Origin of the sequence: Sphingomonas sp. Leaf67 (assembly GCF_001421965.1) — a bacterium.
GTDB lineage: Bacteria > Pseudomonadota > Alphaproteobacteria > Sphingomonadales > Sphingomonadaceae > Sphingomonas.
Genome location: NZ_LMLP01000021.1, coordinates 232,827 through 256,274, shown reverse-complemented (window position 1 = coordinate 256,274; position 23,448 = coordinate 232,827). Strand labels below are relative to the sequence as shown.

The 23,448-nt window shown below is 64.9% G+C and carries 19 protein-coding genes, 1 tRNA gene and 1 pseudogene; 7 read left to right on the top strand and 14 right to left on the bottom strand.

All coding sequences use genetic code 11. The features are described from left to right. Positions 1-2: 2 nt before the first annotated feature. The 3 genes from ASE90_RS13360 to ASE90_RS13350 all read right to left on the bottom strand — a co-directional run bounded on the left by ASE90_RS13360 (position 3) and on the right by ASE90_RS13350 (position 5,735). Positions 3-1,151: a YihY/virulence factor BrkB family protein gene (locus ASE90_RS13360; protein ID WP_162235097.1), complete on the bottom strand. Its 1,149-nt coding sequence runs from the start codon at positions 1,149-1,151 to the stop codon at positions 3-5. Then, a complete protein-coding gene (locus ASE90_RS13355; RefSeq protein ID WP_056001520.1) occupies positions 1,148-3,043 on the bottom strand; it encodes an AI-2E family transporter in 1,896 nt (631 codons plus the stop codon). Before ASE90_RS13355 ends, ASE90_RS13360 begins: the two co-directional genes overlap by 4 nt. Positions 3,044-3,848: 805 nt before the next feature. Continuing rightward, complete coding sequence (locus tag ASE90_RS13350; RefSeq protein WP_056001517.1) at positions 3,849-5,735, bottom strand: TIR domain-containing protein; 1,887 nt, start codon at positions 5,733-5,735, stop codon at positions 3,849-3,851. Between the two features lie 140 nt (positions 5,736-5,875). Here ASE90_RS13350 and ASE90_RS13345 point away from each other — a divergent pair, with 140 nt between their 5' ends. Continuing rightward, positions 5,876-7,708, top strand: a complete 1,833-nt coding sequence (locus ASE90_RS13345; RefSeq protein ID WP_056001515.1) for a hypothetical protein — start codon at positions 5,876-5,878, stop codon at positions 7,706-7,708. A 220-nt stretch (positions 7,709-7,928) separates the two neighbouring features. Here the strand turns inward: ASE90_RS13345 and ASE90_RS20700 are convergent. From ASE90_RS20700 to ASE90_RS13335, 3 genes and pseudogenes are all read right to left on the bottom strand, one after another. Continuing rightward, a pseudogene (locus ASE90_RS20700) lies at positions 7,929-8,098 on the bottom strand (IS3 family transposase); the annotation flags it as partial. Between the two features lie 88 nt (positions 8,099-8,186). Beyond that, positions 8,187-8,942, bottom strand: coding sequence for an MBL fold metallo-hydrolase (locus tag ASE90_RS13340; RefSeq protein WP_235531813.1), 756 nt, complete (start codon positions 8,940-8,942; stop codon positions 8,187-8,189). A gap of 70 nt (positions 8,943-9,012) precedes the next feature. After that, positions 9,013-9,729 (bottom strand): IS6 family transposase, encoded by a 717-nt coding sequence (locus tag ASE90_RS13335; RefSeq protein WP_056001512.1) that lies wholly within the window; start codon positions 9,727-9,729, stop codon positions 9,013-9,015. Here ASE90_RS13335 and ASE90_RS13330 point away from each other — a divergent pair. The 3 genes from ASE90_RS13330 to ASE90_RS13320 are packed head-to-tail and all read left to right on the top strand — an operon-like array spanning position 9,728 to position 11,027. Next, the gene (locus ASE90_RS13330; RefSeq protein ID WP_082449798.1) at positions 9,728-10,237 is read left to right on the top strand and encodes a DNA-methyltransferase; all 510 of its coding nucleotides are present in this window, start codon (positions 9,728-9,730) and stop codon (positions 10,235-10,237) included. The genes ASE90_RS13335 and ASE90_RS13330 overlap by 2 nt on opposite strands. Continuing rightward, positions 10,234-10,578, top strand: a complete 345-nt coding sequence (locus ASE90_RS13325; protein WP_056001506.1) for a hypothetical protein — start codon at positions 10,234-10,236, stop codon at positions 10,576-10,578. The genes ASE90_RS13330 and ASE90_RS13325 overlap by 4 nt, the downstream gene beginning before the upstream one ends. A gap of 2 nt (positions 10,579-10,580) precedes the next feature. Next, on the top strand, positions 10,581-11,027 hold the full coding sequence (locus ASE90_RS13320) for a hypothetical protein (protein ID WP_156361581.1): 447 nt from the start codon (positions 10,581-10,583) through the stop codon (positions 11,025-11,027). Between the two features lie 849 nt (positions 11,028-11,876). Here the strand turns inward: ASE90_RS13320 and ASE90_RS13315 are convergent. Continuing rightward, a tRNA-Ser gene (locus ASE90_RS13315) sits at positions 11,877-11,967 on the bottom strand. A gap of 90 nt (positions 11,968-12,057) precedes the next feature. Here ASE90_RS13315 and ASE90_RS13310 point away from each other — a divergent pair. Further along, positions 12,058-12,921 (top strand): peptidylprolyl isomerase, encoded by an 864-nt coding sequence (locus ASE90_RS13310; RefSeq protein WP_056001499.1) that lies wholly within the window; start codon positions 12,058-12,060, stop codon positions 12,919-12,921. A gap of 3 nt (positions 12,922-12,924) precedes the next feature. Here ASE90_RS13310 and ASE90_RS13305 read toward each other — a convergent pair whose 3' ends face one another. Genes ASE90_RS13305 through ASE90_RS13285 form a run of 5 tightly spaced genes read right to left on the bottom strand, consistent with a single transcriptional unit; the run spans position 12,925 to position 17,070 of the window. Then, entirely contained in the window at positions 12,925-13,539 is a 615-nt protein-coding gene (locus ASE90_RS13305) for a LysE family translocator (protein ID WP_056001496.1), read from the bottom strand. A gap of 12 nt (positions 13,540-13,551) precedes the next feature. Next, positions 13,552-14,130 (bottom strand): ABC-type transport auxiliary lipoprotein family protein, encoded by a 579-nt coding sequence (locus ASE90_RS13300; RefSeq protein ID WP_056001493.1) that lies wholly within the window; start codon positions 14,128-14,130, stop codon positions 13,552-13,554. A 23-nt stretch (positions 14,131-14,153) separates the two neighbouring features. Continuing rightward, a complete protein-coding gene (locus tag ASE90_RS13295) occupies positions 14,154-15,119 on the bottom strand; it encodes an MlaD family protein (RefSeq protein ID WP_056001491.1) in 966 nt (321 codons plus the stop codon). After that, entirely contained in the window at positions 15,119-15,964 is an 846-nt protein-coding gene (locus tag ASE90_RS13290) for an ABC transporter ATP-binding protein (protein ID WP_200910899.1), read from the bottom strand. Before ASE90_RS13290 ends, ASE90_RS13295 begins: the two co-directional genes overlap by 1 nt. Beyond that, on the bottom strand, positions 15,961-17,070 hold the full coding sequence (locus ASE90_RS13285; RefSeq protein WP_056001485.1) for an ABC transporter permease: 1,110 nt from the start codon (positions 17,068-17,070) through the stop codon (positions 15,961-15,963). The genes ASE90_RS13290 and ASE90_RS13285 overlap by 4 nt, the downstream gene beginning before the upstream one ends. Before the next feature lie 56 nt (positions 17,071-17,126). On the opposite strand from ASE90_RS13285, the gene ASE90_RS13280 reads away from it, so the two are divergent. Then, positions 17,127-17,807 (top strand): HAD family hydrolase, encoded by a 681-nt coding sequence (locus ASE90_RS13280; RefSeq protein ID WP_056001481.1) that lies wholly within the window; start codon positions 17,127-17,129, stop codon positions 17,805-17,807. Positions 17,808-17,951: 144 nt separating this feature from the next. Here the strand turns inward: ASE90_RS13280 and ASE90_RS13275 are convergent, their stop codons facing one another. Beyond that, positions 17,952-18,395, bottom strand: coding sequence for a hypothetical protein (locus ASE90_RS13275; RefSeq protein WP_056001478.1), 444 nt, complete (start codon positions 18,393-18,395; stop codon positions 17,952-17,954). Positions 18,396-18,525: 130 nt separating this feature from the next. On the opposite strand from ASE90_RS13275, the gene ppc reads away from it, so the two are divergent. Then, positions 18,526-21,201: a phosphoenolpyruvate carboxylase gene (ppc, locus tag ASE90_RS13270; protein ID WP_056001475.1), complete on the top strand. Its 2,676-nt coding sequence runs from the start codon at positions 18,526-18,528 to the stop codon at positions 21,199-21,201. 57 nt (positions 21,202-21,258) lie between these two features. On the opposite strand, the gene ASE90_RS13265 is transcribed toward ppc, so the two are convergent. Further along, the gene (locus tag ASE90_RS13265; protein ID WP_056001472.1) at positions 21,259-23,418 is read right to left on the bottom strand and encodes a M3 family metallopeptidase; all 2,160 of its coding nucleotides are present in this window, start codon (positions 23,416-23,418) and stop codon (positions 21,259-21,261) included. Between the last annotated feature and the right edge of the window lie 30 nt (positions 23,419-23,448).

Genomic DNA, 23,448 nt, shown 5'->3' with positions numbered 1-23,448 from the left:
AATCAAGCATCGGCATTCCCCATTTCCGGTGGGCGCTTCCGCCACGCTACCATGGCAGCGAATGCGATCGCCAGGATACCCACGGGGCGTCCGCGACGTAGCATCGCGAAACCGACTGTCGCTATCGCACCGTTGCCCGCAAAATCGATCAGCGTGCTAACTGGTGCATGTCGCTTCCCGGCTACAGGTTCAAACTGAGGGATTTCTGGTGATTGGACCGCGGTGGGCACGAGTTGATCGTTGAGCGCAGGATCGACATTCGAAGCTTTCCCTTCAACCTGTCGTTCGAGCTCCGCGTTCAGTTCCGCGCCCAACAGAAACACGTAGGCCGTAAGCCAGAGCCATGTCAGCGTCACGATGACTGCGCTCAGCGAGCCGTACGTCGCGCCGTAGTTGCCAAAATTGGATACGTAGAATCCGAACCCTGCCGTGCCTGCCAACCAGAGCAACGTCGCGCCCCCGGACCCTGGCGATAGCCATATCCAGCGAGGTTGCCGGTGGTCTGGACCGAACCGGAATAGGATCGCTGCAGCTGTCACAACCAGTACGGCCAAAAGCATAAAACCGACGACCCTTATGACTGCCAGCACGGCAACCGGTGCATTCGGTATGAGCCCGCTAAGGAATGCGAGGAGCATGGTCGTGCCGATTGCCGCAAAGATCATCAGGACGCCGCCGGCGACGACGGCGAACTTGAGCAGGTTCAAACGGACGAAGCCTCGGCTCTCATCCGTATCGTAGGCGACGTTGAGACCGGTGATGATCGCTGCAGAACCCTTTGTCGCACCGTACCAAGCCAGCAACAGGGCAACTACCAGCCCAATTCCTTGCTTGTCGTTCGAACTTTCCACGACCGTCAGCAGCTGGTCCGAGATGATGGATGCCGCATCCTTGGGCAGCGAGGCGAAGACGCCCTCGATGTTGCGCCGTACCGTTTCCGCCTCGGCGAACAGACCATAGCTCAACACGACGGCACCGAGCGTCGGGACAATGGCGGCGAAGACGTAGAAGGCGATACCGGCAGCAATGATGCCGATATTGTCGTCCCCCATCTCCTTCCATGTACGCTTCAGGATTGCCAGCCATCCCGCCGGCGGTACCTGTAAGGGGGAGCTCGCGCCGGTACCTGCGCCATGATCAGCGACGTTCATGCCGCCTGCTCCCGTGCGGCGCCTGCATATTCCAGACATGCCTCCACCGCCGCACCCAAGCTGCCAACGTAGAGGTCCGCACCCAAAGTGCGCTGTATCTCCCGATCGGTGAGCGCCGCCTCGCCCTCCGGCCATAGCCCGACCAATATCGGCACATTGCCTACGCGGGACCGAACGCGACGTACGAGATATCGGAGATGTGACGGTGATCCGCCGATCTCCAAGTAGGAGATGCATACGAGACGAGTCCCTGAAGCGTCGAGACGGTCTATGTTCGCACGTGATCCGACGTCATGAGAAACCCGTTTTGCGCCGAACCCGCGCTTCGCGAGCAATTGCTCAAGCATGGCGCTTACCGCATCGTCGAGCACGCCACGTCCAGCAATGCACAGAACGCTCCCGTCGGCCTTCCATTGAGCCGGCGCTGCTGGAAGTGTGGCCGGCGCCGTTTCTTCGAAGCCTACGCCTTCTCCGACCAGCGGATTTAGCCGGCCCTCTCGTACCTTGGTTGCACTGGCAGTGTCTTCCTGCCCGTGCAGTTCGCCTACGAGCACCAGCATAGAGTCGACGACCCTCGTTGCCCGGTCGCGTGTGATGGCACCTCGTTCGACGTCTGCGGCTGCGAGTTTCAGCGCGGCCAGTGCCACCTCATCATAATAGGCCGTCAGCGACCGTTCCGCGAGCTGACCCTCGGCCTGATCGAGTGCTTCGTCCGGATCCTCTGCCAGCATCCGCTGGTAGAAGCTTTCGACCGGGGTAAGGGCGGGCCGGTCGCCCAGTAGAACGTCAAGGAATTCCAAACTTGGGATGTGCCGGCCCAGCACGACCAGCAGCAGCGTAAGTGGCATCGACAGCACCAGACCTACGGGTCCCCAAATCCAGGTCCAGAACACCGCTGCCAGCACAACCGAGAGTGGAGACAGACCGGTCGAATGACCGTAGAGCAACGGCTCGATGACATAACCGATCACCGGCTCGAGAACGACGAAGAGCGCTGCGACCATCAGCATCGTCGACCAGCCTGGATCCGCTCCGGCCGCAACGATCAACGGTAGAGCCGCACCGAGTAGTGCGCCGATATACGGTACGAAGCGGAGCACGCCGGCGAGGATGCCCCATAAGGCAGGAACCGGCAGGCCAATGATCCAAAGGCCGATACCCACGACGGTACCGAAGCTGGCGTTTACGGCCAACTGAGACAGGAAGTACCGACTGAGCCGCCCGCCGGCGTCATCCATGGCGGCCGTCGTGCGGTGAAGGTCGGACGAGCCGAAAAGGCGGATCATTCGATCGCGCAGGTCTTCCTTCTGCATGAGTATGAAGATGGCCACGACCAGCACGATGACGAACGTTTCGAACGGTGCGACCACCGGTTCGAGGTAGCTGCCCACCTGTTCCAGTACCGGGATCTGTTTGTCGATGACCCGGACGTTCAAGGGATGGGTCCTGGTGCCCCGCACGATATTCGGATCGGCGATCACGGCCGGAGGCGGAGTGTCCGGTCCGATAAATGGGAGCTTCTTCGTGATGAAGCCGGTCGCCCTATCGATCTTGGACTGAATGGTCGTGACGTAGCTTGGCGCCTTGTCCGATAGCGATGCGGCCTGCATCCCGACCAACGTCCCTATGCCGCCAAGGACGCCCAAGGCGCTCATCACTGCCACGAAGATTGCCAAGCCCTTCGGCAACTTCAGGCGTCGCAGAAACAGGACGATTGGCGACAGGACGAAAGACAACAGCACCGCAAGCGTGATGGGTATCAACACGTCCTTGGCCAGGAATAGCCCGGCAATCACGACCACGGCTACCGCAAGGCCGAGCAATCCATCCCTGCTCGGCACCTTGGCGGCCGCTACTCCGGTGGCCGACGCTCCTCCCAGTTCATCGTTCATTCGCTTTCCCTTCGGGAACAGCTAACTCACGCTGGTCGCGTTTGGTCCGTTCACCCGTACGCTACCAATCCGGTAGAAAAGTATTACTGCGATAGAAGACGTTGCAGCACCGGGCGTCGAGGTTGCCGAGGCATACGCTGGCAAACGCAGGACGCCGTCTTCACGTAGCGTCAAAACCCTATCGAGAGCATGTGCGGACGCAGGACATCTCGGCAAGCCATTGACGCTACGCCGCCCGCGGCAAACCGTCTGGCGGACGAGGGTACTGGTATAGTGACTGAATGTTGTCAACTTGAGGAGAACGAGGTCGAGGCTTGTCCGCTCCGAGTCCGTTGTCCGCACCCCAACTCCAACATTCGTTCATATCGATCTTTGCGGACAGTAATGGCCTACGTCAGCAGGAGCGCCTCCCGTCGCGCCGCCGCCGATTCGAGGACGTTGACAATCAGGCGCGTTGATAGAGAACGCCAGCGCTAGCACGAGGGAACGGCTGCAGCAGAACAGCCGGGGCGCCGAAAGCCGACGCGGACGCGACGCCTCACTTTCGCTTTGTCGGAAGGCGTACCGTATCATGCAGTACGGCATCGCTGCCGTGATCCAACCACTGGCGGTTCCACGAACCGGACGTACACAAGTACGACCAGCCGGATCACCTCCGGCGACGAATTATAGCAGCGAAAAGGACTGGCTTGCTTGCGGCCACGAAGCATGCCCCTGCCCTACCCGCTCGCAGCCGCATTGACAGCCGGTGCATTTGCTTTGACCGTGCCCTGAACACAGATGATGCGATATGTGCGACCGCGCCTTACGGCAAGTTCAGCTGGACGAGGATCTGCTGAAAGCGTGGCAGCGACCGCAGCGGCGCGAACATCGGATCGGCCTTGATCGCCGGGATATCGGGGCTGCGTTGCGCCAAGGCGTTTTCGATGATCGCCATCGCCTTGTCGCGCTCACCGCGCTGCGCGTGAACGGCACCGATCACAATTGCCTGATCGTCCGCCACCTTCACCGCTTCCCGCAGCTCCGCGTCGGATGTCGCACGGTCGCCGCGTCGGGCCGCGAGCACGGCCTCACCCACATTGCGGAACTTGTCGTCGGCCGGCATCGCCTGAAACTCGGCCAGCGCCGCATCCGTTCGCCCCAGCCACATGAGCGAAAGGCCGATGTAATAGCGCGCGTAGAACCGCTCGGGTGCCGCCCGCAGCATACGCCGCAGCGCCGTAATCGCCGCTTCATAGTCGCCACCCAGATAATAGGCATTGCCCTGCGCGGATATGGCGCTGGCGTTGAGCGGGTCGAGCGCAACCGCCCTGTTGGCCTGTGCGAGCGCGTCGCGCGTATGGCCTATTTCGGCGAGGAAGAAGCTGTAGCCGATCAGCGCCCCGGCATCGGCACCAAGGGCATTGGCGCGGCGATAGGCGGTGAGGGCGTCGGCGAAGCGAAGCTGGTTCTTGAGCAGGAATCCAAGCACCCTGTACGCGCGCGGCAAGTCCGGATTCAGGGCGATCGCGCGGCGCGCCACGGCGATCGCCGCGTTCATCGCCGCCGGCTGTTTTTCGGCGACGGTATAGAAGGTAGCGATATCTGCCATCACCCCCGCCTTGGCGGCGAGCGCCTCGGCATAGTCCGGGTCCAGCGCCAGCGCGGCGTCCAGCAGACCGAGCACCTTGCGGGACACCGCCTCGCCGTCCTGATTCGTGCCAAGTTCGGTTGCCTGCAGCACCAGGTCGTGCGCCTTGACGTTGGTCGTGCCGACATCGACGACCGCCGCCAGCTGGGCGGGGGCCAGCGAATTGCGCAGCGCTGTCGCGACCCGCGTGGCGATATCGGACTGCACCGACAGAACGTCCTGGTTCTGGCGGTCGTAGCTTTCCGACCAGCGTTCGACCCCGGTGCGGCCGTTGATGAGCTGCGCCGTCACGCGCACGACGTCCGCCGATCGCCGGATGCTGCCCGCCAGGATGTCGCTGACGTCCAGCCGGGCCGCCGCCGCCCCGGCGTCGAGGTCGCGGACGGTTTCCGACGACAGCCGCGATACGATCTGGAAACCGGGAATGCGCGACAGCGCGGTGCGAAGCTCCTCCGCCATCCCGTCGCCCAGATACGCCTGTGACGGATCGCCGGACAGGTTGGCGAAGGGCAGCACCGCCATCCGGTTGTCCCCGGAATCGGTGCCGCGCGTCCACCACCAGCCGCCCGCGCCGGCCGCCACCACGGCAGCCGCGCCACCGCCGATCAGCAGGCGACGCTCGATCCCGCGTTTCGGCAGCTGTACTGGCGGGGCCGGCCGTTCTCTGCCCGTCAGGACCGCCTGCACCGCTGCCAGAACCGCCAGATAGCGGGGATCGCTGCGATTGCCCTTCCACCCGATCAGCGGCAGCGCCTGGGTTTCGCCGAAGCCGAGCGGGGGTTCCACCGGATCGATGCAGACCGGCATATACGCGCCGCGCCGCAATGCGCGCGTCGCCTCGTCGCGGACGAAGCTGCCTTCCGGCCCGGTCGAGCGGTTGCTCCACACCACCAGTACGCAACGCGCGGCGGCCAGTTCGCGGCCGATCGTCTCGCGCCATTCGGTGCCGCCGCCGATATGCGCGTCCCACCACACGCCGATCCCGTCGGCTTCAAGCGCCGCGACCAGGGGCGCGACCCGCGGCCGGTCTTCCGACTTGTACGACACGAACAGATCGGTCACGGCCTACCCCCCGAATGCCCCGCAACGCTTTTACTGGTATAATTCGTTAAGCATAAGGGGCTTGTTGCTCGTGCGTACTTGGCGCACGCCGGGAACAACTCTACCGTTCCACATCGGGCAAGGGCGGTAAGGGGCGGCGGATGAGTGGCCAGGACGGACGGACGCGCGCAGTGCCGGAACCTGCCGGCGGCGCGGGACCGATCGATCGACATTGGCGATCCGATGCAGCCACGCCGGGCATTGGAACCGGCGACGCTGCGCCGATCGCGGTCGGCATCACCGGGCATCGTCCGGCGCGACTAGCCGGGGTCGACCCCGTCGTGCTGCGCGCCCGGATCAACGCGGCGCTGGCGGCGCTGGCCGCCGCGGCGCCGAACGACCGCTTCCGCCTGGTCGGCAGCCTTGCTGAAGGGGCCGACACCATGGCCGCCGATGCCGCGTTTGCCTTGGGATGGCAGGTCGACACGGTCCTGCCCTTCGCGCGCGAGGAATATGCGCAGGACTTCGACGGAGCCAAGGCCGGCGAACTGACCGCGCGGATCGATCGGTCTGCCAACGTGCTGGAATTGCCCGGACGGCGCGACGGTCCGGTCGGCGCGGCCGCCGCCTATGAACGGGCGGGCCGGGTCGTTCTCACGCAGAGCGACATCTTGCTGGCGATATGGGACGGTGAACCGGCGCGCGGACGCGGCGGCGCGGCGCAGATCGTCGCCGAGGCGGTCGCCCATTCGATCCCGGTCGTGGTGCTCGAGCCCGATGCATCGCGATCGCCGGTGCTGCTTTGGAGCGGCCTGAACGACCATGATGCCGGACCGGAGGCGGTGGACAGCGTCGCGCGCGGCGGGCTGGACGCCCTGCCACGGCTGATGACCCGGCTGGCGTCGATCCCGCCGAACGGCGAAGCAGAAAAAGGACGGCGTTCCGGGGCAAGGACGCCGCCGCTGTTCGCGATTGCCTATCCACTGCTGCTGGCCTGCACCGGCGTCCGCAAGTTCCGCTTCGCCGATCTGCGCCGGCCGTGCCCGACACCTCGGGCAGTGCAGGACGCCGCGGCGACGACGTTGCGGATGCGGATCGATGGCCTGTTATGGCCGCGCTTCGACCGGGCGGATTGCGAAGCGAGCCTTGCCGCGCAACTGTTTCGCAGCGCCTTCGTCAGCAGCTTTGCGCTGGCGGCGCTCGCCGTCGTACTGGCGCTGCTCGGTCTGGTCGTCCCGGTTGCCGTGAAACCGCTGCTGGCGGCGGGTGAATTCGTGTCGATCGCCACGATCCTGCTCGTCATCCGCTGGGGATCGCGAGCGGGGTGGCACGATCGGTGGCTCAACCAGCGGACCCTTGCCGAGGAACTGCGCTGCCTTGCCGTATCCGCGTCGCTCGGCGACCTGTTCCTTCGCGGCGTGCGCGCCGAAAATGGCGATGTGGCGGGACGCGAGCGGCGCGACATCGCGCGCCGGATCGGACTGCCCTCGGCCCGGATCGATGCCGCCTATCTCGCCGAAACCCATGCGAGCCTCGTCGCGCTGCTCGACGACCAGATCGCCTATGTCCGCCGCGAAGCCGGTCGGATGCACAAGCTCGAACACCGGCTGCACCGCGTGGGCGGCGCTTTGTTCGCGATCACCGCCATCGTCTGCGCCGGCGTACTCGGGATCGAACTGGTCTGGACCTTTTTCGCACATGGTGAAGGCGGCGATCACCATATGCCGGTTGGCGTGACGATCGTCAGCGCCGCGCTGCCGGCGATCGGTGCCGCCATCTACGGCATCCGCATGCAAGGCGACTTTGCGGGTTCCGCCGAACGCAACGGGGCGCTTGCGGTACACCTAGGCGAATTACTCCGGATCGTACAGGACGAAGCGCCGGGGTTCGACGGACTGCGCCGACTGATCCGGCGCACCGCGGAACTGCTCACCAGCGACGTTTCGCAATGGTCGAGAGCCACGCGCGCGCGTCCGTTGAGCCTGCCGGGGTGACGCCGACGCGCGTCGATCAGCGGGCTCGCTGTTTCCTGGTCTGACGCTAGTCGCGTGGCGATGCGGCGGATCGGCGGATCGGCGGATCGGCGGATCGGCGGATCGGCGGCTAATAAGTCGATTTTGCTTCTCCGACTGCGGGAACTGGCAGCCGAAGGACTTTTTGCCGTTCTACCTCCGTTCCCCGAGTAGTTGCGCCATATGGGGAATTAAAGGTGCCTTGCCGCAGTTCGCGAACCTCGCGTTCCAGCGCCTTCACTTTGCCAGCAACCTCAGTGGGGACACCAGCGCCGCCCACCGCGAGAGGTGATCGCGCTCATCATCGGATACCATCCGCACCGCACGCTCGCGGACCTTTAACGCAAATTTGTTCGTCGTGTTGCTTGTCATGGCTCCACCTTCTCTGGAGTTGGAGCCTCCGACAAACCCGGCGCGGCTCAAAGATGCAGTAACATTGCCAGCCAAGCAATCACTTGGTTCAGGAGAAGTGGAAGAATTCGCCTGCTTCAGCCGCCACAAACCGCTCGGGCGCGACGCCAGCTACCTCTAGCGCTGCGGACAATTCCTCGACCGGTGCTCCACGCGCCTCGTCGGTGAGTTGGAACGTCCCCCAGTGAATGCCGAGCGCTCGATCTGCACCAACATCGCAGAAGATCCGCACTGCCTCGACGGGGTCGACATGCTGCGCCGCCATGAACCAGCGTGGCGCATAGGCACCAATCGGGATCAGCGCGACATCGGGTGCCCCGAGGTGCCCACGGATCTCGCCGAAGATGCGACCATCGCCATAGCCGGTGTCGCCGACGAACCAGATCGCGCCGGCGGGTGTCTCCAGGTAGTGGCCGCCCCACAGCATCATTCGCGTGTCGCTTGGCCAGCGGTTCGACCAGTGATAGGCGGGCGTCACGGTCGTCGCGATCTCGTCACCGAGCGCCAAGCGGTCCCACCAGTCGCCGGTGACGCAGCGGGCCGCAGGCACGGCCGCCCGCACGACGGCATCGTTTCCGAGCGGCATTACCATCAGCGGATCGTGGACCGCGTGCAGCCGCTGCAATGTCGCGACATCGAGATGATCGTAATGACCGTGGCTGAGCAGCACGAAATCGATTGGCGGCAGGTCGTTGAACGCGATGCCCGGCGCTGTCACCCGCTTCGGTCCGATGCGGCGGAACGGGCTCGCCCGCTCTGACCAGACCGGATCGGTAAGGATGTTGCGGCCCGCGACTTGGATCAACAGCGAGGGTGCTGTCAGTCTAATGCGAACCGCTCTCTACATGATGCAGTTCGGTCTTTGAGGTCAGCCTTCAGCTGACGAGCGACTGCCACTCCGCCAGCGCGGCGGAGCGTCGTTCCCGGTAGGTTTGACGGTCGATAAGGTGGCGTTCCAGACTGAAGTGGTTGTGGATGTTGGCGTGGACCGAGGCGAACTTCTGTAGCGTCTTCATCTGCCGGAAGCGCTGCATCGCCCGCTCCCGTCGTCGAAACGGCAGGTGGCTGTTCTCGACCCGGTTGTTGGCCCAGCGGCCGGCCTCCTGCCGGTCGGCGTTGCCCAGATCGTTCATCGCGGCGCGGTAGGACCGCAGACCGTCGGTCGTGATCTTGTCCGGCGCTCCATGGCGTTTCAGCGCCTTTTTCATGAACGTCAGGGCTGCAGCCTTGTCCCTCGTTCTGGTGACATAGCTCTCCAGCACCTCGCCTTCTTGGTCCACCGCACGCCAGAGGTAGACCATTTCGCCGTTCAGTTTTACGTACATCTCGTCGAGGTGCCACCGCCAGTGGCGGAACCCGCGCATCCGGCTGACCCGCTGCCGCCGGATATCGCTGGCGAACATGGGCCCAAAGCGGTTCCACCACAGCCGCACCGTCTCATGACAGATGTCGATCCCGCGCTCGAACAGCAGGTCCTCCACGTTGCGCAGCGACAGCGGAAAGCGCACGTACATCAGCACCACCAGCCGGATCACCTCCGGCGACGAGTTGAAGCAGCGAAACGGACTGGCTGGCTTGCGGGCACGGGGCATGCCCCTGCCCTACCCGCTCGCAGCCATATTGCCAGCAGGTGCATTTGCTTTGACGGTGCCCGAACTGGTGTTCGTCTGGAAGGTTGGCGAGGCACCGCACCTCAACACCGTGCAGCTCGGCAGGAACGGTCGTTACCGGACCAACATCTGGAACTACCGGGGAGCGACCAAAACCGGCCACGATGCCGAGCTTGCCCTGCATCCGACGGTCAAGCCGGTTACGATGATCATGGACGCGATCAAGGACACTTCGAAGCGTGGAGAGATCGTCCTTGACCCCTTTGGTGGCTCGGGCTCAACGCTGATCGCCGCCCACAAGACGGGCCGGCGCGCCAGACTGATCGAGTATGAGCCGACCTTCTGTGCCGTCACCATTCGCCGCTGGCAGAAGATTGCGCGCGGCAAGGCCGTTCTGGAAGCGACCGGTGAAACCTTCGCCGATGTCTACGCGCGTCGCAACGCCGAGATCGAGCGGCTCGGTGAACTTGCACTGGAGGACGCGGCATGAGCGAACAGATCAGGCGCAGGCCCGGCGGTCAGTTTGCTGAAGGACAGTCCGGGAACGCCGCTGGTGCGAGGCTGAGGAAGCCTGACCCGCTGCTTACCCTGAGAGATATACTTCGGACTGACCTTCGGGTGGCGTCCGAAGTGGTCGGCTTCAAGGACGGCAAGCCGGTCACCCGGTATGAGAATGCTGTACGGACGCTGGCGAAAGGCGATTCGGCGTACCGGCTGGCGACCCGTGACTTCGTGGAGCACACCGCCGACGCGGCCCGTGATCTCGAGGCACTTGAACGGAGCGAGGCCCGCCGGGAGCAGGACCGGGCTCGCAGGGACCGAGGCCGTTAACGATGGAACGCAACGTCATTGGCGGATCTGCCGTGAAACCTCCCTGCGAAGACAGCCCCGGCGAACGTCCGGCGTCGGTGGGTCCCCTGCGGCAGGAGGATGTTTTCCGGATCGTGCTGGCCACGGCCAACGTCCCGGTTTCGATCCCGCGGGGTCGTGGGCGGCGTGTGGTCACCCTGTACGAAGCCCAGGTCCGCCGGCTTGCTGCCGGGCGGGTTTACCGGCGGGCAGCGGTGATGGACTTTATACGGCTTGTCCACAGGGCTGCTGCTGCCAGTTCGGACCCCGCACCCGATACGCCACCCTTGCCTGCAGTTACGCGACTTGAGGAGAATCTCGAACGGCTGCGGGTGGTCGCGGCGTCGGCTGAGGCCGGCGAACTCGATCGCCGCGCCACGACGTTCTACGAAATGTTGCTCGATACTCTCGACGACAGCCCGCCTGAATAAGCCTCGTCCGGGACTGACAGCGGCAAATTCAGGGTATCGGTTAATATCAGTACAACACCTCTGGAAACGCCCGGAAAACCGGGACGAAACACTGGAAATGCGTCATTTGACGCTGCAGGGCGCTGCAGGCCTGAACCCTGCCTGCAAAACTGCATGGAATACCTGCAAGCGCCCTGCTCTTGTGCAACCGAAATCATGTCATTGTTGGCGTAAAAGTGGTTCCAGTGCAGGTACTTGGAATGCAGGAACGCGTTCTTCGTCATCAGAAATCTGCGCAGAAAAATTGAAATGCGGAAACGCTCGTCGAAAGAGGCCAGATGCCGTTTACCGGGGAAACACGGTCTGATCCTGAAGGACAACACAACGCGAAGATTTCGTCCGCTACCGCCGCATAACCGAAGCCTTTGATCCGGGACGTTTCCGGTGCGGCAAGACGGGAACCGGCGGCCCTGCAGACGCGGATGCGATCAACCAATATGAAAATGCATCAGGACTGGAACCGTACTGCATGCGACTGCCGCAGAGAAAACCTCCCCCAAACCCCGTATCGATGGGTATCGGACGGCTCTCCGCACTACCGAACTGAACGGGAATGGCGCGGAAAGGCGCGCCTTCCGGCTGAGTTATCCGATTTGGTCAGTTACTTACGAAGTCTTGGCGGAGCCCATTACATTTCGAACGATCGATATCGGTTCTTGTAAGTCACCGAAATCGCGAGAAATTTACTTGTAAAGCGTACCGCTGGAGAAAAGGCCCTCGAATCTCGTGAATTAGGTACCGAGAGAGGCCAAATTCGTACAATTCGGAACCTAGGTTCCGGAATAATTTTAATTAAAAACAACGACTTGGTGGCGGAGCGGGAGGGATTCGAACCCTCGATACGCTTTTGGCGTATACTCACTTTCCAGGCGAGCGCCTTCGACCACTCGGCCACCGCTCCGCATTGCCGGAAGGTGGGTTCCCTAGGGCGCGGCGGGGTTTCGTGCAAGCGGGAGTTGCGGGGACGGCGCACGGTGGGCAGGATGGCGCGATGCATTTCGTCTCGCTGATTGCCGCGCTGCTTCAGGCCGCCGCCCCCGCCGCCCCGCCGACACCGGCCGATCCGGTCGACAGCGACTGGCGGACGATCCCCGACGACGAACTGCTCGTGATGACGCTGGCCGGGGACAAGCGGGTCGTGATCCGGCTGGCGCCGCGCTATGCGCCGGTCCATGTCGACAATCTGCGCAAGCTGGCACGGGCGCATTGGTGGGACGGCAGCTCGGTGTACCGCGTCCAGGACAATTATGTCGCGCAGTGGGGCGACGTCACCGAGAAGAAGCCTTTGCCGGCCGGCGTCGTCGCCAATCCCCCGGCCGAATATGTGACCGGCCGCTATGATGCGGTCACGCAGATGACGCGGCGCGATCCATATGCCGCGAAGAGTGGGCATAGCGCCGATGGCTGGCCGGTGGCGAGCGATGGCAAGGGGGCGTGGCTGACGCACTGTTATACGATGGTCGGCGTCGGACGCGATATGGCGCCGAGCACCGGAAGCGGTGCCGAACTCTATGCGGTAATCGGCCATGGCCCGCGCCATCTCGACCGCAATATCGCACTGGTCGGGCGCGTGGTCGAGGGGATGGAGGTTCTGTCGTCGCTGCCGCGCGGCACCGGCACGATGGGATTTTACGCGCCCGATCAAACGGCGACGCCGATCCGGTCGGTGCGGCTGGCCAGCGAGATTCCGGCAGGGGAGCGGCCCCATTTCCAGTATCGCGCTGTCGACAATATCCGCTATGCCGCATGGGTAAAAGGGCGCGAAAATCGCGAGCCGCCCTTTTTCGAAGTACCGGCGGGCGGGGCGGACATCTGTAACGCCATGCCGCCAGTCCGGCCGACGCCCGCAAGATAGCGATCAGACGCGCGAAACGAGCAGCGCCGCGCCGAAGCCGATGAAAATGCCGCCGGTCGCGCGGTCGAACCAGCGGCGGACGCGCGGACGGGTCAGATGGCGCGCGAGGGAGCGACCGCCCACCGCATAGGCGGCGTACCACAGGCATTCGACCACCGCGAACGTCGCGACCAGAATGGCGAACTGCACCGGCTGCGGACCCTCAGGATCGACGAACTGCGGAAGGAAGGCGGTTGCGAACAGCAACAGCTTGGGGTTGCTGATCCCGACCAGAAAACCACCGCGGAACAAATGGCCGGACGGTATGGTGTCGGGTGCGACGTCCAGCGGTGCCGACCGCGCCGCGATCGCGCGGAAACCGAGCCATGCCAGATAGGCGGCACCGGCATAGCGCAGCATGTCGAAAAGTCCCGGTACCGCCGTCAGCAGCGCCGCCAATCCCGCCGCCGACGCCATCAACACGCCGATGAGCGCGGTCAGGCAGCCTGCCATCGCCGGCAGGCTACCGCGCCAGCCGAGCGTCACGCTGCGCGTCAGAACATGGAGCATGTTCGGTCCGGGCGTGCCGCACAGCACGACCACCGCCGCGACGAAGAGCAGCCAGCTATGCAGTGCCATGCCGGGCCGCGATCAGCCCCGGACCCAGTCGGCGACGGCGGTCGCAACGGTGTTCGCGGCCTGATTGATCGCCGGACCGACGCTGTTCGCGTCGATCGTCGCGACCGGCGCGCGCGCCTCGAAGCGGCGCTTTTCGAACGTGGTCGACCCGGCGCGCTGCAGGGTCGCATCATAGACGACCACCGCTTCGCTGCGCCCGGCATCGATGCCGAATTCGCGCAGTTCGCCGTTCAATTGCGCACCTGGATCGGCAAAACCCTGCCGCGTGCTCAGCACCACCATGTTCGCGCGCGACGTCAGCGTATCGGACAGCAGCCGTGCGAACAGGCGCGCGGGCGGTTCGACCCATTGCGCTTCCTTGACATAGGCGATGCTGGTCGCGCTCGACTGCACCGGCACGCGCGTCACCGCCAGTTCCTGCGGCACGACCGGTACCTGCACGGTGATCGAACGCGCCTGTGCCGAACTCTGCGTCGCACCGGCCGCGATCGGGGCGGCGGGGGCCAGCGTCAGCAGCGCGGGCGGCGGTTCGGCACCGAAGCGGATGCACCCGGCAAGCGGCAGGAGCAGCAGAACCGACAGCTTCTTCATGGGGCGCATCCTTGTCTTCCGCGTCACTTCTTGGGGTCGTAGTCGGGCAGCTTCGAGCGGCCGACCAGCGCGGTCGCGCCACCCTGATCGACCTTTTCCGCGACCGAGGCGAGCGCGCCGGTCATCGCGCGCAGATCGCCGACCAGCTGGTTGACCTGCGGGATGGTCTGCTTGCTGAACGCCTGCAGCCCCGGCTTCGCATCGCCGATCGCGTCGTTCAGCGTGTCGGCGCTCTTCTGCGCGCTGGCGATGGTGCGATTGAGCTGCTGGATCGTCGGCTGGATGTCGTTGGCCAGCACGCCGTTGGTCGTCGCCGCCAGGTCACCAATCTGTTGCGAGGCAACGCCCGCGCGCTGGATCGCGATCCTCGTTTCCGCCAACGTCGCGGCGATTTCCGGCCCGCGATCGGCCAAAGCATCGGTCAGCCGGTTGGTGCTGTCGAGGATCGCGGCGATCGAATTCTGGTTGCGGTCGGACAGGACGTCAGCCAGCCGCTCGGTCAGGGTGGTGACGCGTTCGAGCAGCTGCGGCGCGGAGCTGAGCAAGGCCGCGACGCCGCCGGCCTTGGGCGGAATGACCGGCACGCCCATCGGGCACGACTGTTCGGCGTTCGCTGCAGGACAGGTGATCGGCGGCGCGCCCTTGACCGCGCCGTCCAGCGTGATCGTCGACACACCGGTGAAGCTGCCGACGATCGTCGCGGTCGTGCCGAGCAGGACCGGGGTCTCGTCCTTCACCTTGATCCGGACGCGGACGAATTGCGGGTCTTTCGGCCACAGGGCGATATCCTCGACCTGCCCCGAGGGGACACCCGAAAACGATACCGGCGACCCCTTGGCAAGGCCGTCGACGGCCTGTTTGAAGAAGACGTCATATTCCTTTTCACTGCCACCGCCGATACGGGCGAGCCACACGGTGAACAGCGCCAGCATGACCAGCAGGATCAGCACCACCGCGCCGACAAGGACATGGTTCGACCGGGTTTCCATCAGCGCCTCTGGGCTTGCAGCGAGGCCGGCTCTGCGCCGGCGTCGCGGTCGTGGTTGCGGGCGGCGATGCGATCCTGCGCATCGGTCGCGGCGCGGCCACGGGGTCCGTTGAAATATTCCTGGATCCACGGATGGTCCAGCGCGAGCAGTTCGTCGATAGTGCCGACGGCAATGACCTTCTTGTCCGCCAGCACCGCCACGCGGTCGCAGATGGCATGCAGCGTGTCGAGGTCGTGGGTGATGAGAAAGACGGTCAGCCCCAGCGTCTTCTGCAGCGACGCGGTGAGGTCGTCGAACGCCGCCGCGCCGATCGGATCGAGGCCGGCGGTCGGTTCGTCGAGGAACAGCAATTGCGGATCGAGCGCGAGGGCACGGGCGAGGCCGGCACGCTTCTTCATCCCGCCCGACAGTTCCGACGGGTATTTCGGCCCGGCATTGGCGGGGAGACCTGTCATCACGACCTTGTACCCGGCGATCTCGTCAAGCAGTGCAGGTTTGAGCTTCGGGTAGAATTCCTTCAGCGGCACCTGCACGTTTTCGGCGACGGTCAGCGTCGAGAACAGCGCCCCGCCCTGAAACAGCACGCCCCATTTCTTGCGGATTTCGGTCGCTTCGGTCTCTTCGCGGCCGATCGTGTTCTCACCGAACACCTCGATCGTGCCGGCGGCGGGCGTCTGAAGGCCGATGATCGATCGCATCAGCACCGATTTGCCGGTGCCCGACCCGCCGACCACGCCGAGGATTTCACCCCGCCGCACGTCGAGGTCAAGATCCTCGTGGATGACCTGGTCGCCGAACTGGTTCTTGAGACCACGGACTCGGATGAGGGATTCGTGCTCGCTCATATCCACCCGATCCATGCGAAGAAGATCGCGAAAAACGCATCGAGCACGATCACCAGGAAGATCGCCTGCACCACCGCCGCCGTCGTACGGCTGCCGACCTGTTCGGCATCGCTTTCGACCTGCATGCCATGGAAACAACCGGCCATGCCGATGATCGCGCCGAACACCGGTGCCTTGATCAGGCCGATATACAGGTCGGTGATCGGCACTACTTCGCGGATGCGGGTGACGAAGGTGATCGGCGGGATGCCGAGCTGTGCCCAGCTGAGCAGTCCGCCGCCGATGATCGCGATGATCGACGCATAGAAGCCGAGCAACAGCATCATCACGATCGCGGCGATGACGCGCGGCAAAACCAGCGCCTCCATCGGCGACACGCCGATGGTGCGCATCGCGTCGATCTCTTCGGTCAGCTTCATCGTACCGAGCTGCGCGGCGAACGCCGAGCCCGAGCGACCCGCGACCATGATCGCGGTCATCAACACGCCCAGTTCGCGGAACGTCAGGCGACCGATCAGGTTGATCGTGAACACCTCCGCACCGAACTGTCGCAGCTGCACCGCGCCCTGCTGCGCGATGACCATGCCGATCAGGAAGCTCATCAACCCGATAATGCCGAGCGCCGAGACGCCGACGACCTCGAACCGCTGTACCGTCGCATTGAAGCGGAAACGGCGCGGATGACGCAGGATGTTGAGGAACGCGATGACGGTCGCGCCCATGAAGCCGAGCAGGCCCAGCATTTGCCGCGCACTGCCCGACACCGCTTCGCCGATTTCCTCCAGTACCCTAAGCGGCGGGCTGAGCGCCTTGCCCTTGCGGACGACCGGATCGTCGGCGGCCGCGACCTGATCGAACAGGTGCTGGCTGTCGGTGTTCAATCCCTCGATAGTGACATCGCGGTCGCGTGCGAAGCGGTGGACCAGCCACGCACCGACCGTATCGATCCGATCGACCTGCGACAGGTCGATCCGGCTGACCGGTCCGTCGACCTCGTTCAGTCGTTCGGGCAGGTCGCCGACATGGGCGAGCGACAGGTTGCCGGTAAAGCGCAGCACGCCACCGCCATCGGCCCGGTCGTGCGAAAAATCGGCGGAAGCGCTCATCGCAGCCATCCATCGGCGATTTGCGGCGTCGCGGCAAGATGGTACGCGCTTGGCGCATGCGCCACCGCGACCTCGCCATCTATGACATGGACAAGACCATCACCCGCGTCGCGACATGGACGCCATTCCTGCGCCATGCGCTTAGGGAACGCGGACGAGGTGCGTTGTGGCTGCTGCTGATCGCGGGAGTGGCCGTCACCGGCTATGTCCTGCGCCTGTACGGGCGCGACCGGTTGAAGGAGATGACCCACCGGCTGGTGCTGGGCCGCACGGTGCCGGGCGAACGATTGACCGATACGGCTCGCGCCTTTGCGCGGGCGACGGTCGCCACCGGCCTGCTCGACGGCGCGCGGGCACGAATCGAAGCCGACCGTGCCGATGGTCGGATGCTGGTGCTCGCCACCGCATCCTATCGGTTCTACGCACAGGAGATTGCGGAACTGCTCGGCTTCGATGCGGTCATCGCCACCAACTGCGCGCAGGAGCATGGCGGGAACGTGCTGGCGCGAATCGACGGCGAGAATTGCTACGGCGCGGCCAAGCTGCGCGCGATCGAGGCATGGACCGCCGAACAGGGGATTGCGCGCGGCGATGTAGCGGTCCGGTTCTACAGCGACCACGTCTCCGACGCGCCGGTATTCGACTGGGCCGACGAACCGTTCCCGGTCAACGCCCATGCCCCGCTGAAGGCGCTGGCGCGCAAACGGGGCTGGCCGGTGCTTGACTGGCGCGACTGACGCTGGGGCGGATCGGGTCGAAATGGGGCGGCTCGTCTTCCGTGCGGTTCGACCGCTGTAAACGTTACGCGGCCTAAACGGTTCAATGCCCGCGGCGGACCCTTCTCCGACATGCTCCCCTTCCTGATCGGGGAGGGGAAGCCTTCATCGCTTCGACGTCCCCAGCCGCTTCGCATTCGCCGTTGCCTTGGCATGGATCGGGGTCAGCGCCCGACCGCCGGCACCGATAACGCCCGCGGTCAGCCGCATCGCCCGGTCCTGCCCTGCCGCGATCCTGCGCGCGGACGGCATGCGGCCAGCGGTCCCGAGCGACCACGCGTCCTGCATCACCTGCATCCACAGCCCCTGCATCGCCGCCATGTCTTTTGCCAGCGAATCGCCCGCCTTCGAAAAGGCCTGCGTCTTTTCGGTGACCATGCCGGTCAGTTCGACATGATCGGCGGTCCATGGATTGCGCAGGCCGGCATCGATCATCGGCATCCGCCGGTCGATCACCACGGCGGAGGCGGCCATCGTTTCCCACAGGCGCAGGCTGGTCTGGGCAGCGTCGGTCCACATCTGCCACCACAGGGTCATGGGCATCGTCATCGCTGGTTCCTTCGACAAGGTCCGCCGCGGATCGGGTGCAGCGCCGCCGCCTTACCCGATGGCCATTCTTTATACCATGCGCGTCATCGTCGCTTGACCCGCATCCTGCCGCATTGCAGCAAGTGTGGCCATGACGACTCTGCCCCCGATCACGAACAATCCCGACATCCGCTTTCTCGGCCGGCTGCTCGGTGACGTCATCCGCACCTATGGCGGGGAGGCGCTGTTCAAACGGATCGAGCATATCCGATCGACGTCGGTCGACCGGCATCGCGGCGTGGCAGGTGCAGATACGATCGACCTGGGGCTCGACAGCCTCAGCCTCGACGACACGATCGCGTTCGTGCGCGGGTTCATGATGTTCTCGATGCTCGCCAATCTGGCCGAGGATCGGCAAGGCATCGCCGCCGAACCGGGGGCCGATGTCGCGACCGCGATCGAGAAGTTGCAGGCCGAGGGCATCGGGCGCAATGCGGTGCTGGCGCTGCTCGACCATGCGCTGATCGCGCCGGTACTGACCGCGCACCCGACCGAGGTGCGGCGCAAGTCGATGATCGACCACAAGAACCGTATCGCCGACCTGATGCTGCTGAAGGATCAGGGCGCCGAGGAAACGCCCGAGGGCGACCGGGTCGACGAAGCGATCCTGCGCCAGATCGCGCTGCTGTGGCAGACCCGCGTCCTGCGCCGCGAACGGCTGTACGTCGCCGACGAGGTCGAGACCGCGCTCAGCTATCTGCGCGACGTGTTCCTGCCCACCCTGCCCGCGCTGTACGCGCGCTGGGAACGGGTGCTGGGCCAGCGCCCGCCATCGTTCCTGAAACCCGGCAGCTGGATCGGCGGCGACCGCGACGGCAATCCGTTCGTCGATGCCGCGGCGCTCAAGCTGGCGCTGGCGAAGGCGGCCGAAGCGGTGCTCGGCTATTATCTCGACCAGCTCCACAGCCTCGGTGCCGAACTGTCGATCTCGACCGAGCATGTGACCGTCGACGAGGCGATCGCGGCGCTGGCCGACAAGAGCGGTGACAATGCCGCATCCCGTGCCGACGAACCGTTCCGCCGGGCGATCAGCGGCATCTATGCGCGCCTTGCCGCCACCCACCAGAAGCTGACCGGAAAGGTCGCGCCGCGCCCCGGCAATTTGACCGGCGAACCCTATGCCGATCCGGCGGCGTTCCGTGCCGACCTCGCGTCGCTGGCGCGCGGGTTGGTGCAACAGAATAACGGTCCGCTGTCGACCGGCGGCGCGCTCGGGCGGCTGATCCGCGCGGTCGAGACGTTCGGTTTCCACCTCGCCACGCTCGACATGCGCCAGAACAGCGTGATCCATGAGGGCGTCGTCGCCGAACTGCTGAAGGTCGCCGGGGTCGAGCCGGACTATCAGGCGCTGGACGAGGATGCGCGCGTCGAACTGCTGCGCCGCGAACTCGAAAGCCCGCGCCCGCTGACCAGCCCCTATGCCGAATATTCGGAGCAGACCGCGTCCGAACTGGCGATCCTGCGCGCCGCCGCCGACGCCCATGCCCGCTACGGCCGCGAATGCATCCGCCATTACATCGTGTCGATGGCACAGTCGGTATCGGACCTGCTCGAAGTACATCTGCTGCTGAAGGAAAGCGGCCTGTACGTGCCGGGCGAGACCCCGCAGGCGCATATCATGGCGATCCCGCTGTTCGAGACGGTCGCCGATCTGGAGGCGGCACCGGCGATCATGACCCGCTGGCTGGCGCTGCCCGAGGTCGCGGCGATCGCGCAGGCGCGCGGCCATCAGGAGGTGATGATCGGCTATTCCGATTCGAACAAGGATGGCGGCTACCTCACCTCGACGTGGCAATTGTCGAAGGGCTCGACGGCGCTGGCGCCTGTGTTCGAGGAGGCGGGGATCGGGATGCAGTTGTTCCACGGTCGCGGCGGCGCGGTCGGGCGCGGCGGCGGGTCGTCGTTCGCCGCGATCCGGGCGCAGCCGCACGATACGGTGCAGGGCCGCATCCGCATCACCGAGCAGGGTGAGGTCATCGCCGCCAAATACGGCACCCGCGACAGTGCGGTCACGAACCTCGAAGCGATGACGTCGGCGACGTTGCTCGCCAGCCTCGAACCCGATTCGCTGAACCCAGCCGATGCGGCACGCTTCGCCGCTGCCATGGACACGCTGTCGGATACGGCGTTCAAGGCCTATCGCGGCCTCGTCTATGGCACCGACGGCTTCACCACCTTCTTCCGACAGGCGACGCCGATCGCCGAGATCGCCGGCCTGAAGATCGGATCGCGCCCGGCGAGCCGCAAGAAATCCGACGCGATCGAGGATCTGCGCGCGATTCCGTGGGTGTTCAGCTGGGCACAGGCGCGGATCATGCTGCCGGGCTGGTACGGGGTAGGCGCGGCGCTGCAATCGTTCGAGGACAAGGGGTTGCTGCGCGAAATGGCGACCGCATGGCCGCTGTTCGCGGCGACGCTGGCCAATATGGAAATGGTGCTCGCCAAGTCCGACATGGACGTCGCGGCGCGCTATGCCGGGCTGGTCGAGGACAAGGCGCTGAGCGAAGCGATCTTCGGCCGGATTCGCGAAGGCTGGCAGGCGACGCATGACGGGTTGCTGTCGGTCACCCGCCAGACACGGCTGCTGGAAAAAAGCCCCGCCCTCGAAGCGTCGATCCGGCTGCGCACACCCTATATCGAGCCGCTGAACCTGCTCCAGATCGAACTGCTCAAGCGGCACCGCGCGGGCGAGGCCGATGCGCGGATCGGCGAAGGCATCCTGCTGTCGATCAATGCCATCGCGACGGCGCTGCGCAACAGCGGCTGACGGCGGCGCCCACCACAGGACCCGATCCGGCGCAGTTGCACCGGATCGGGCGCGTGGTTATTTCACGGCGGCCGTCGTGCCGGCAGCGGCGATACGCGATCCGTCGGCATTCAGCCCCAGGTCGCGCAGCAGCGGCCCGACCTGCGGATCGGCCCCGTTGAAGTTGCGGAACATGACCGCGTAATCCTCGGTATGGCCCTTCGACAGGATCATCTCGCGGAACCGCTGGCCATTGGCGCGGGTCATGCCGCCGTTGCGCTCGAACCAGTCGAACGCGTTCGCGCTCAGCATCTTGGTCCAGCTGTACGCATAATAGCCCGCGGCATAGCCGTTGCCCCAGATGTGCAGGAAATAGGTCGATCGATAGCGCGGCGGCACGTCGGCGACGTCCAGCCCGGTGGCGGCCAGCGCCTTCGTCTCGAACGCATCGGCGTCCTGCACCCCCTGTGCGGCGGTCAGCGAATGCCAGCTCATATCCATTTCGGCGGCGGCCAGCGCCTCGCCGAACGAATAGCCTGAATTGAACGTGCCGGCGCGCTTGATCTTGTCGATCAGGGTCTGCGGAATGACCTGTCCGGTCCGGTAATGGACGGCGTAATGCGGCAGGACCTTGGGGTTCAGCGCCCAGTGTTCGTTGAACTGCGACGGGAATTCGACGAAATCGCGCGCGGTGTTGGTGCCCGAGATGCTGGGATAGGTCTGGTTCGCGAACAGGCCGTGCAGCGCGTGACCGAATTCATGGAACATGGTCGTCACGTCGTCGAAACTGATCAGCGCGGGCTGACCGGCGGCGGGCTTGGTGAAATTGCTGACATTATAGATGACCGGCTTCGTCCCCAGCAGCTTCGACTGGTTGACGAAGTTCGACATCCACGCGCCGCCATTCTTGTTGTCGCGCTTCCACAGGTCGAAATACATCAGCCCGACCGGGGTGCCGTTCGCCTCCAGCACCTCGTAGACGCTGATGTCGGGATGATAGACCGGAATGTCGGTCCGCCGCTTGAACGTCAGCCCGTATAGCTGGTTGGCGGCATAGAAGACGCCGTCGGTCAGCACCTTGTCGATTTCGAAATAGGGCTTCAGCTCGTCCTGGTTCAGGTCGTAGCGCGCCTTGCGGACCTGTTCGGAATAATAGTCCCAGTCCCATGGCTTCAGCTCGAAATCGCCGCCGGTCGCGGCGATCCGCGCCTGTAGTTCCGCCGCCTCGCGCCGCTGTTCGGCGGCGACGGGCGTTCCCAGTTGCTGCATGAAGCCGAGCGCGGTCTTCGGATTCTGCGCCATCTGGTCCTGCAACACGTAATCGGCCCAGGTGGCGAAGCCGAGCAGCTTCGCCTTTTGCGCGCGCAGCGCCGCGATCTTCACGATCGTCGCGCGGGTGTCGTTCGCATCGCCCTTTGCCGCGCGGGTCCAGCTGGCGTTGAACAGTGCCTCGCGCGTCGCGCGGTTCTTCAACGTCGCCAGTTCGGGCTGCTGCGTCGTGTTCTGCAACGTCAGAACATATTTGCCGGCCAGCCCGCGCGCCTTCGCCGCATCGGCGGCCGCCGCGATCTCGCCCTCCGACAAGCCGTCCAGCTTTGCCCGGTCGTCGATCACCAGCGCGCCGGCCTTTGCCGCCGCCAGCAGCTTTTGCTGGAACGCCGTCTCCAGCGTCGACAATTGCGCGTTATAGGCGCTCAGCGTCTTCTTGTCGGCCGGCGACAGCAAGGCACCGGCACGGACCATCCCCTGATAGGTCAGGGTCAGCACCTGCAACTGTTCGGCGTTCAGCCGCAGCGACTGGCGCTGGTCGTACAGCGTCTTGACCCGGGCGAACAAGGCGGGGTCGAGGTTGATCGCATCCTGATGCGCGGCATAGGCGGGGGCCAGTTCGGCCTGCGTCGCCTGCAACGTATCGTCGGTATTGGCACCGACCACCCCGTAAAAGGCGAGGCTGGCCCGTTCGAGCAGACGGCCCGACCGCTCCATCGCGGCGATGGTGTTGTCGAAGGTCGGTGCGCTGCGGGCGCGGGTGATCGCGGTGATCTCGGCACGTTGTTCGGCCATGCCGGCGCGGATCGCGGGGCCGTAATCGGTGCTCTTGATCCGGTCGAACGGCGGCGCTTCGAACGGCAGCGTGCTGGCGCGCGCGAACGGATTGGTCGCGGGCAGCGGCGCGGCGAGGGCGGTCGTCGACAGCATCAGGAAGGTAGCGGCGGCGGTAACGGGAAACAGGCGCATGAAAGCTCCGTCGATACAGGGAGAACCACC

Coding starts and splice junctions, on each gene's coding strand:
- ASE90_RS13285 (WP_056001485.1), bottom strand. CDS start 17,070: ATGAGCGCTTCCGCCGATTTTTCGCACGACCGGGCCGATGGCGGTGGC.
- ASE90_RS13330 (WP_082449798.1), top strand. CDS start 9,728: ATGCCCCTGCCCTACCCGCTCGCAGCCATATTGCCAGCAGGTGCATTT.
- ASE90_RS13300 (WP_056001493.1), bottom strand. CDS start 14,130: ATGAAGAAGCTGTCGGTTCTGCTGCTCCTGCCGCTTGCCGGGTGCATC.
- ASE90_RS13325 (WP_056001506.1), top strand. CDS start 10,234: ATGAGCGAACAGATCAGGCGCAGGCCCGGCGGTCAGTTTGCTGAAGGA.
- ASE90_RS13265 (WP_056001472.1), bottom strand. CDS start 23,418: ATGCGCCTGTTTCCCGTTACCGCCGCCGCTACCTTCCTGATGCTGTCG.
- ASE90_RS13280 (WP_056001481.1), top strand. CDS start 17,127: ATGCGCCACCGCGACCTCGCCATCTATGACATGGACAAGACCATCACC.
- ASE90_RS13290 (WP_200910899.1), bottom strand. CDS start 15,964: ATGAGCGAGCACGAATCCCTCATCCGAGTCCGTGGTCTCAAGAACCAG.
- ASE90_RS13275 (WP_056001478.1), bottom strand. CDS start 18,395: ATGACGATGCCCATGACCCTGTGGTGGCAGATGTGGACCGACGCTGCC.
- ASE90_RS13335 (WP_056001512.1), bottom strand. CDS start 9,729: ATGCCCCGTGCCCGCAAGCCAGCCAGTCCGTTTCGCTGCTTCAACTCG.
- ASE90_RS13305 (WP_056001496.1), bottom strand. CDS start 13,539: ATGGCACTGCATAGCTGGCTGCTCTTCGTCGCGGCGGTGGTCGTGCTG.
- ppc (WP_056001475.1), top strand. CDS start 18,526: ATGACGACTCTGCCCCCGATCACGAACAATCCCGACATCCGCTTTCTC.
- ASE90_RS13310 (WP_056001499.1), top strand. CDS start 12,058: ATGCATTTCGTCTCGCTGATTGCCGCGCTGCTTCAGGCCGCCGCCCCC.
- ASE90_RS13295 (WP_056001491.1), bottom strand. CDS start 15,119: ATGGAAACCCGGTCGAACCATGTCCTTGTCGGCGCGGTGGTGCTGATC.
- ASE90_RS13345 (WP_056001515.1), top strand. CDS start 5,876: ATGAGTGGCCAGGACGGACGGACGCGCGCAGTGCCGGAACCTGCCGGC.
- ASE90_RS13320 (WP_156361581.1), top strand. CDS start 10,581: ATGGAACGCAACGTCATTGGCGGATCTGCCGTGAAACCTCCCTGCGAA.
- ASE90_RS13360 (WP_162235097.1), bottom strand. CDS start 1,151: ATGAACGTCGCTGATCATGGCGCAGGTACCGGCGCGAGCTCCCCCTTA.
- ASE90_RS13355 (WP_056001520.1), bottom strand. CDS start 3,043: ATGAACGATGAACTGGGAGGAGCGTCGGCCACCGGAGTAGCGGCCGCC.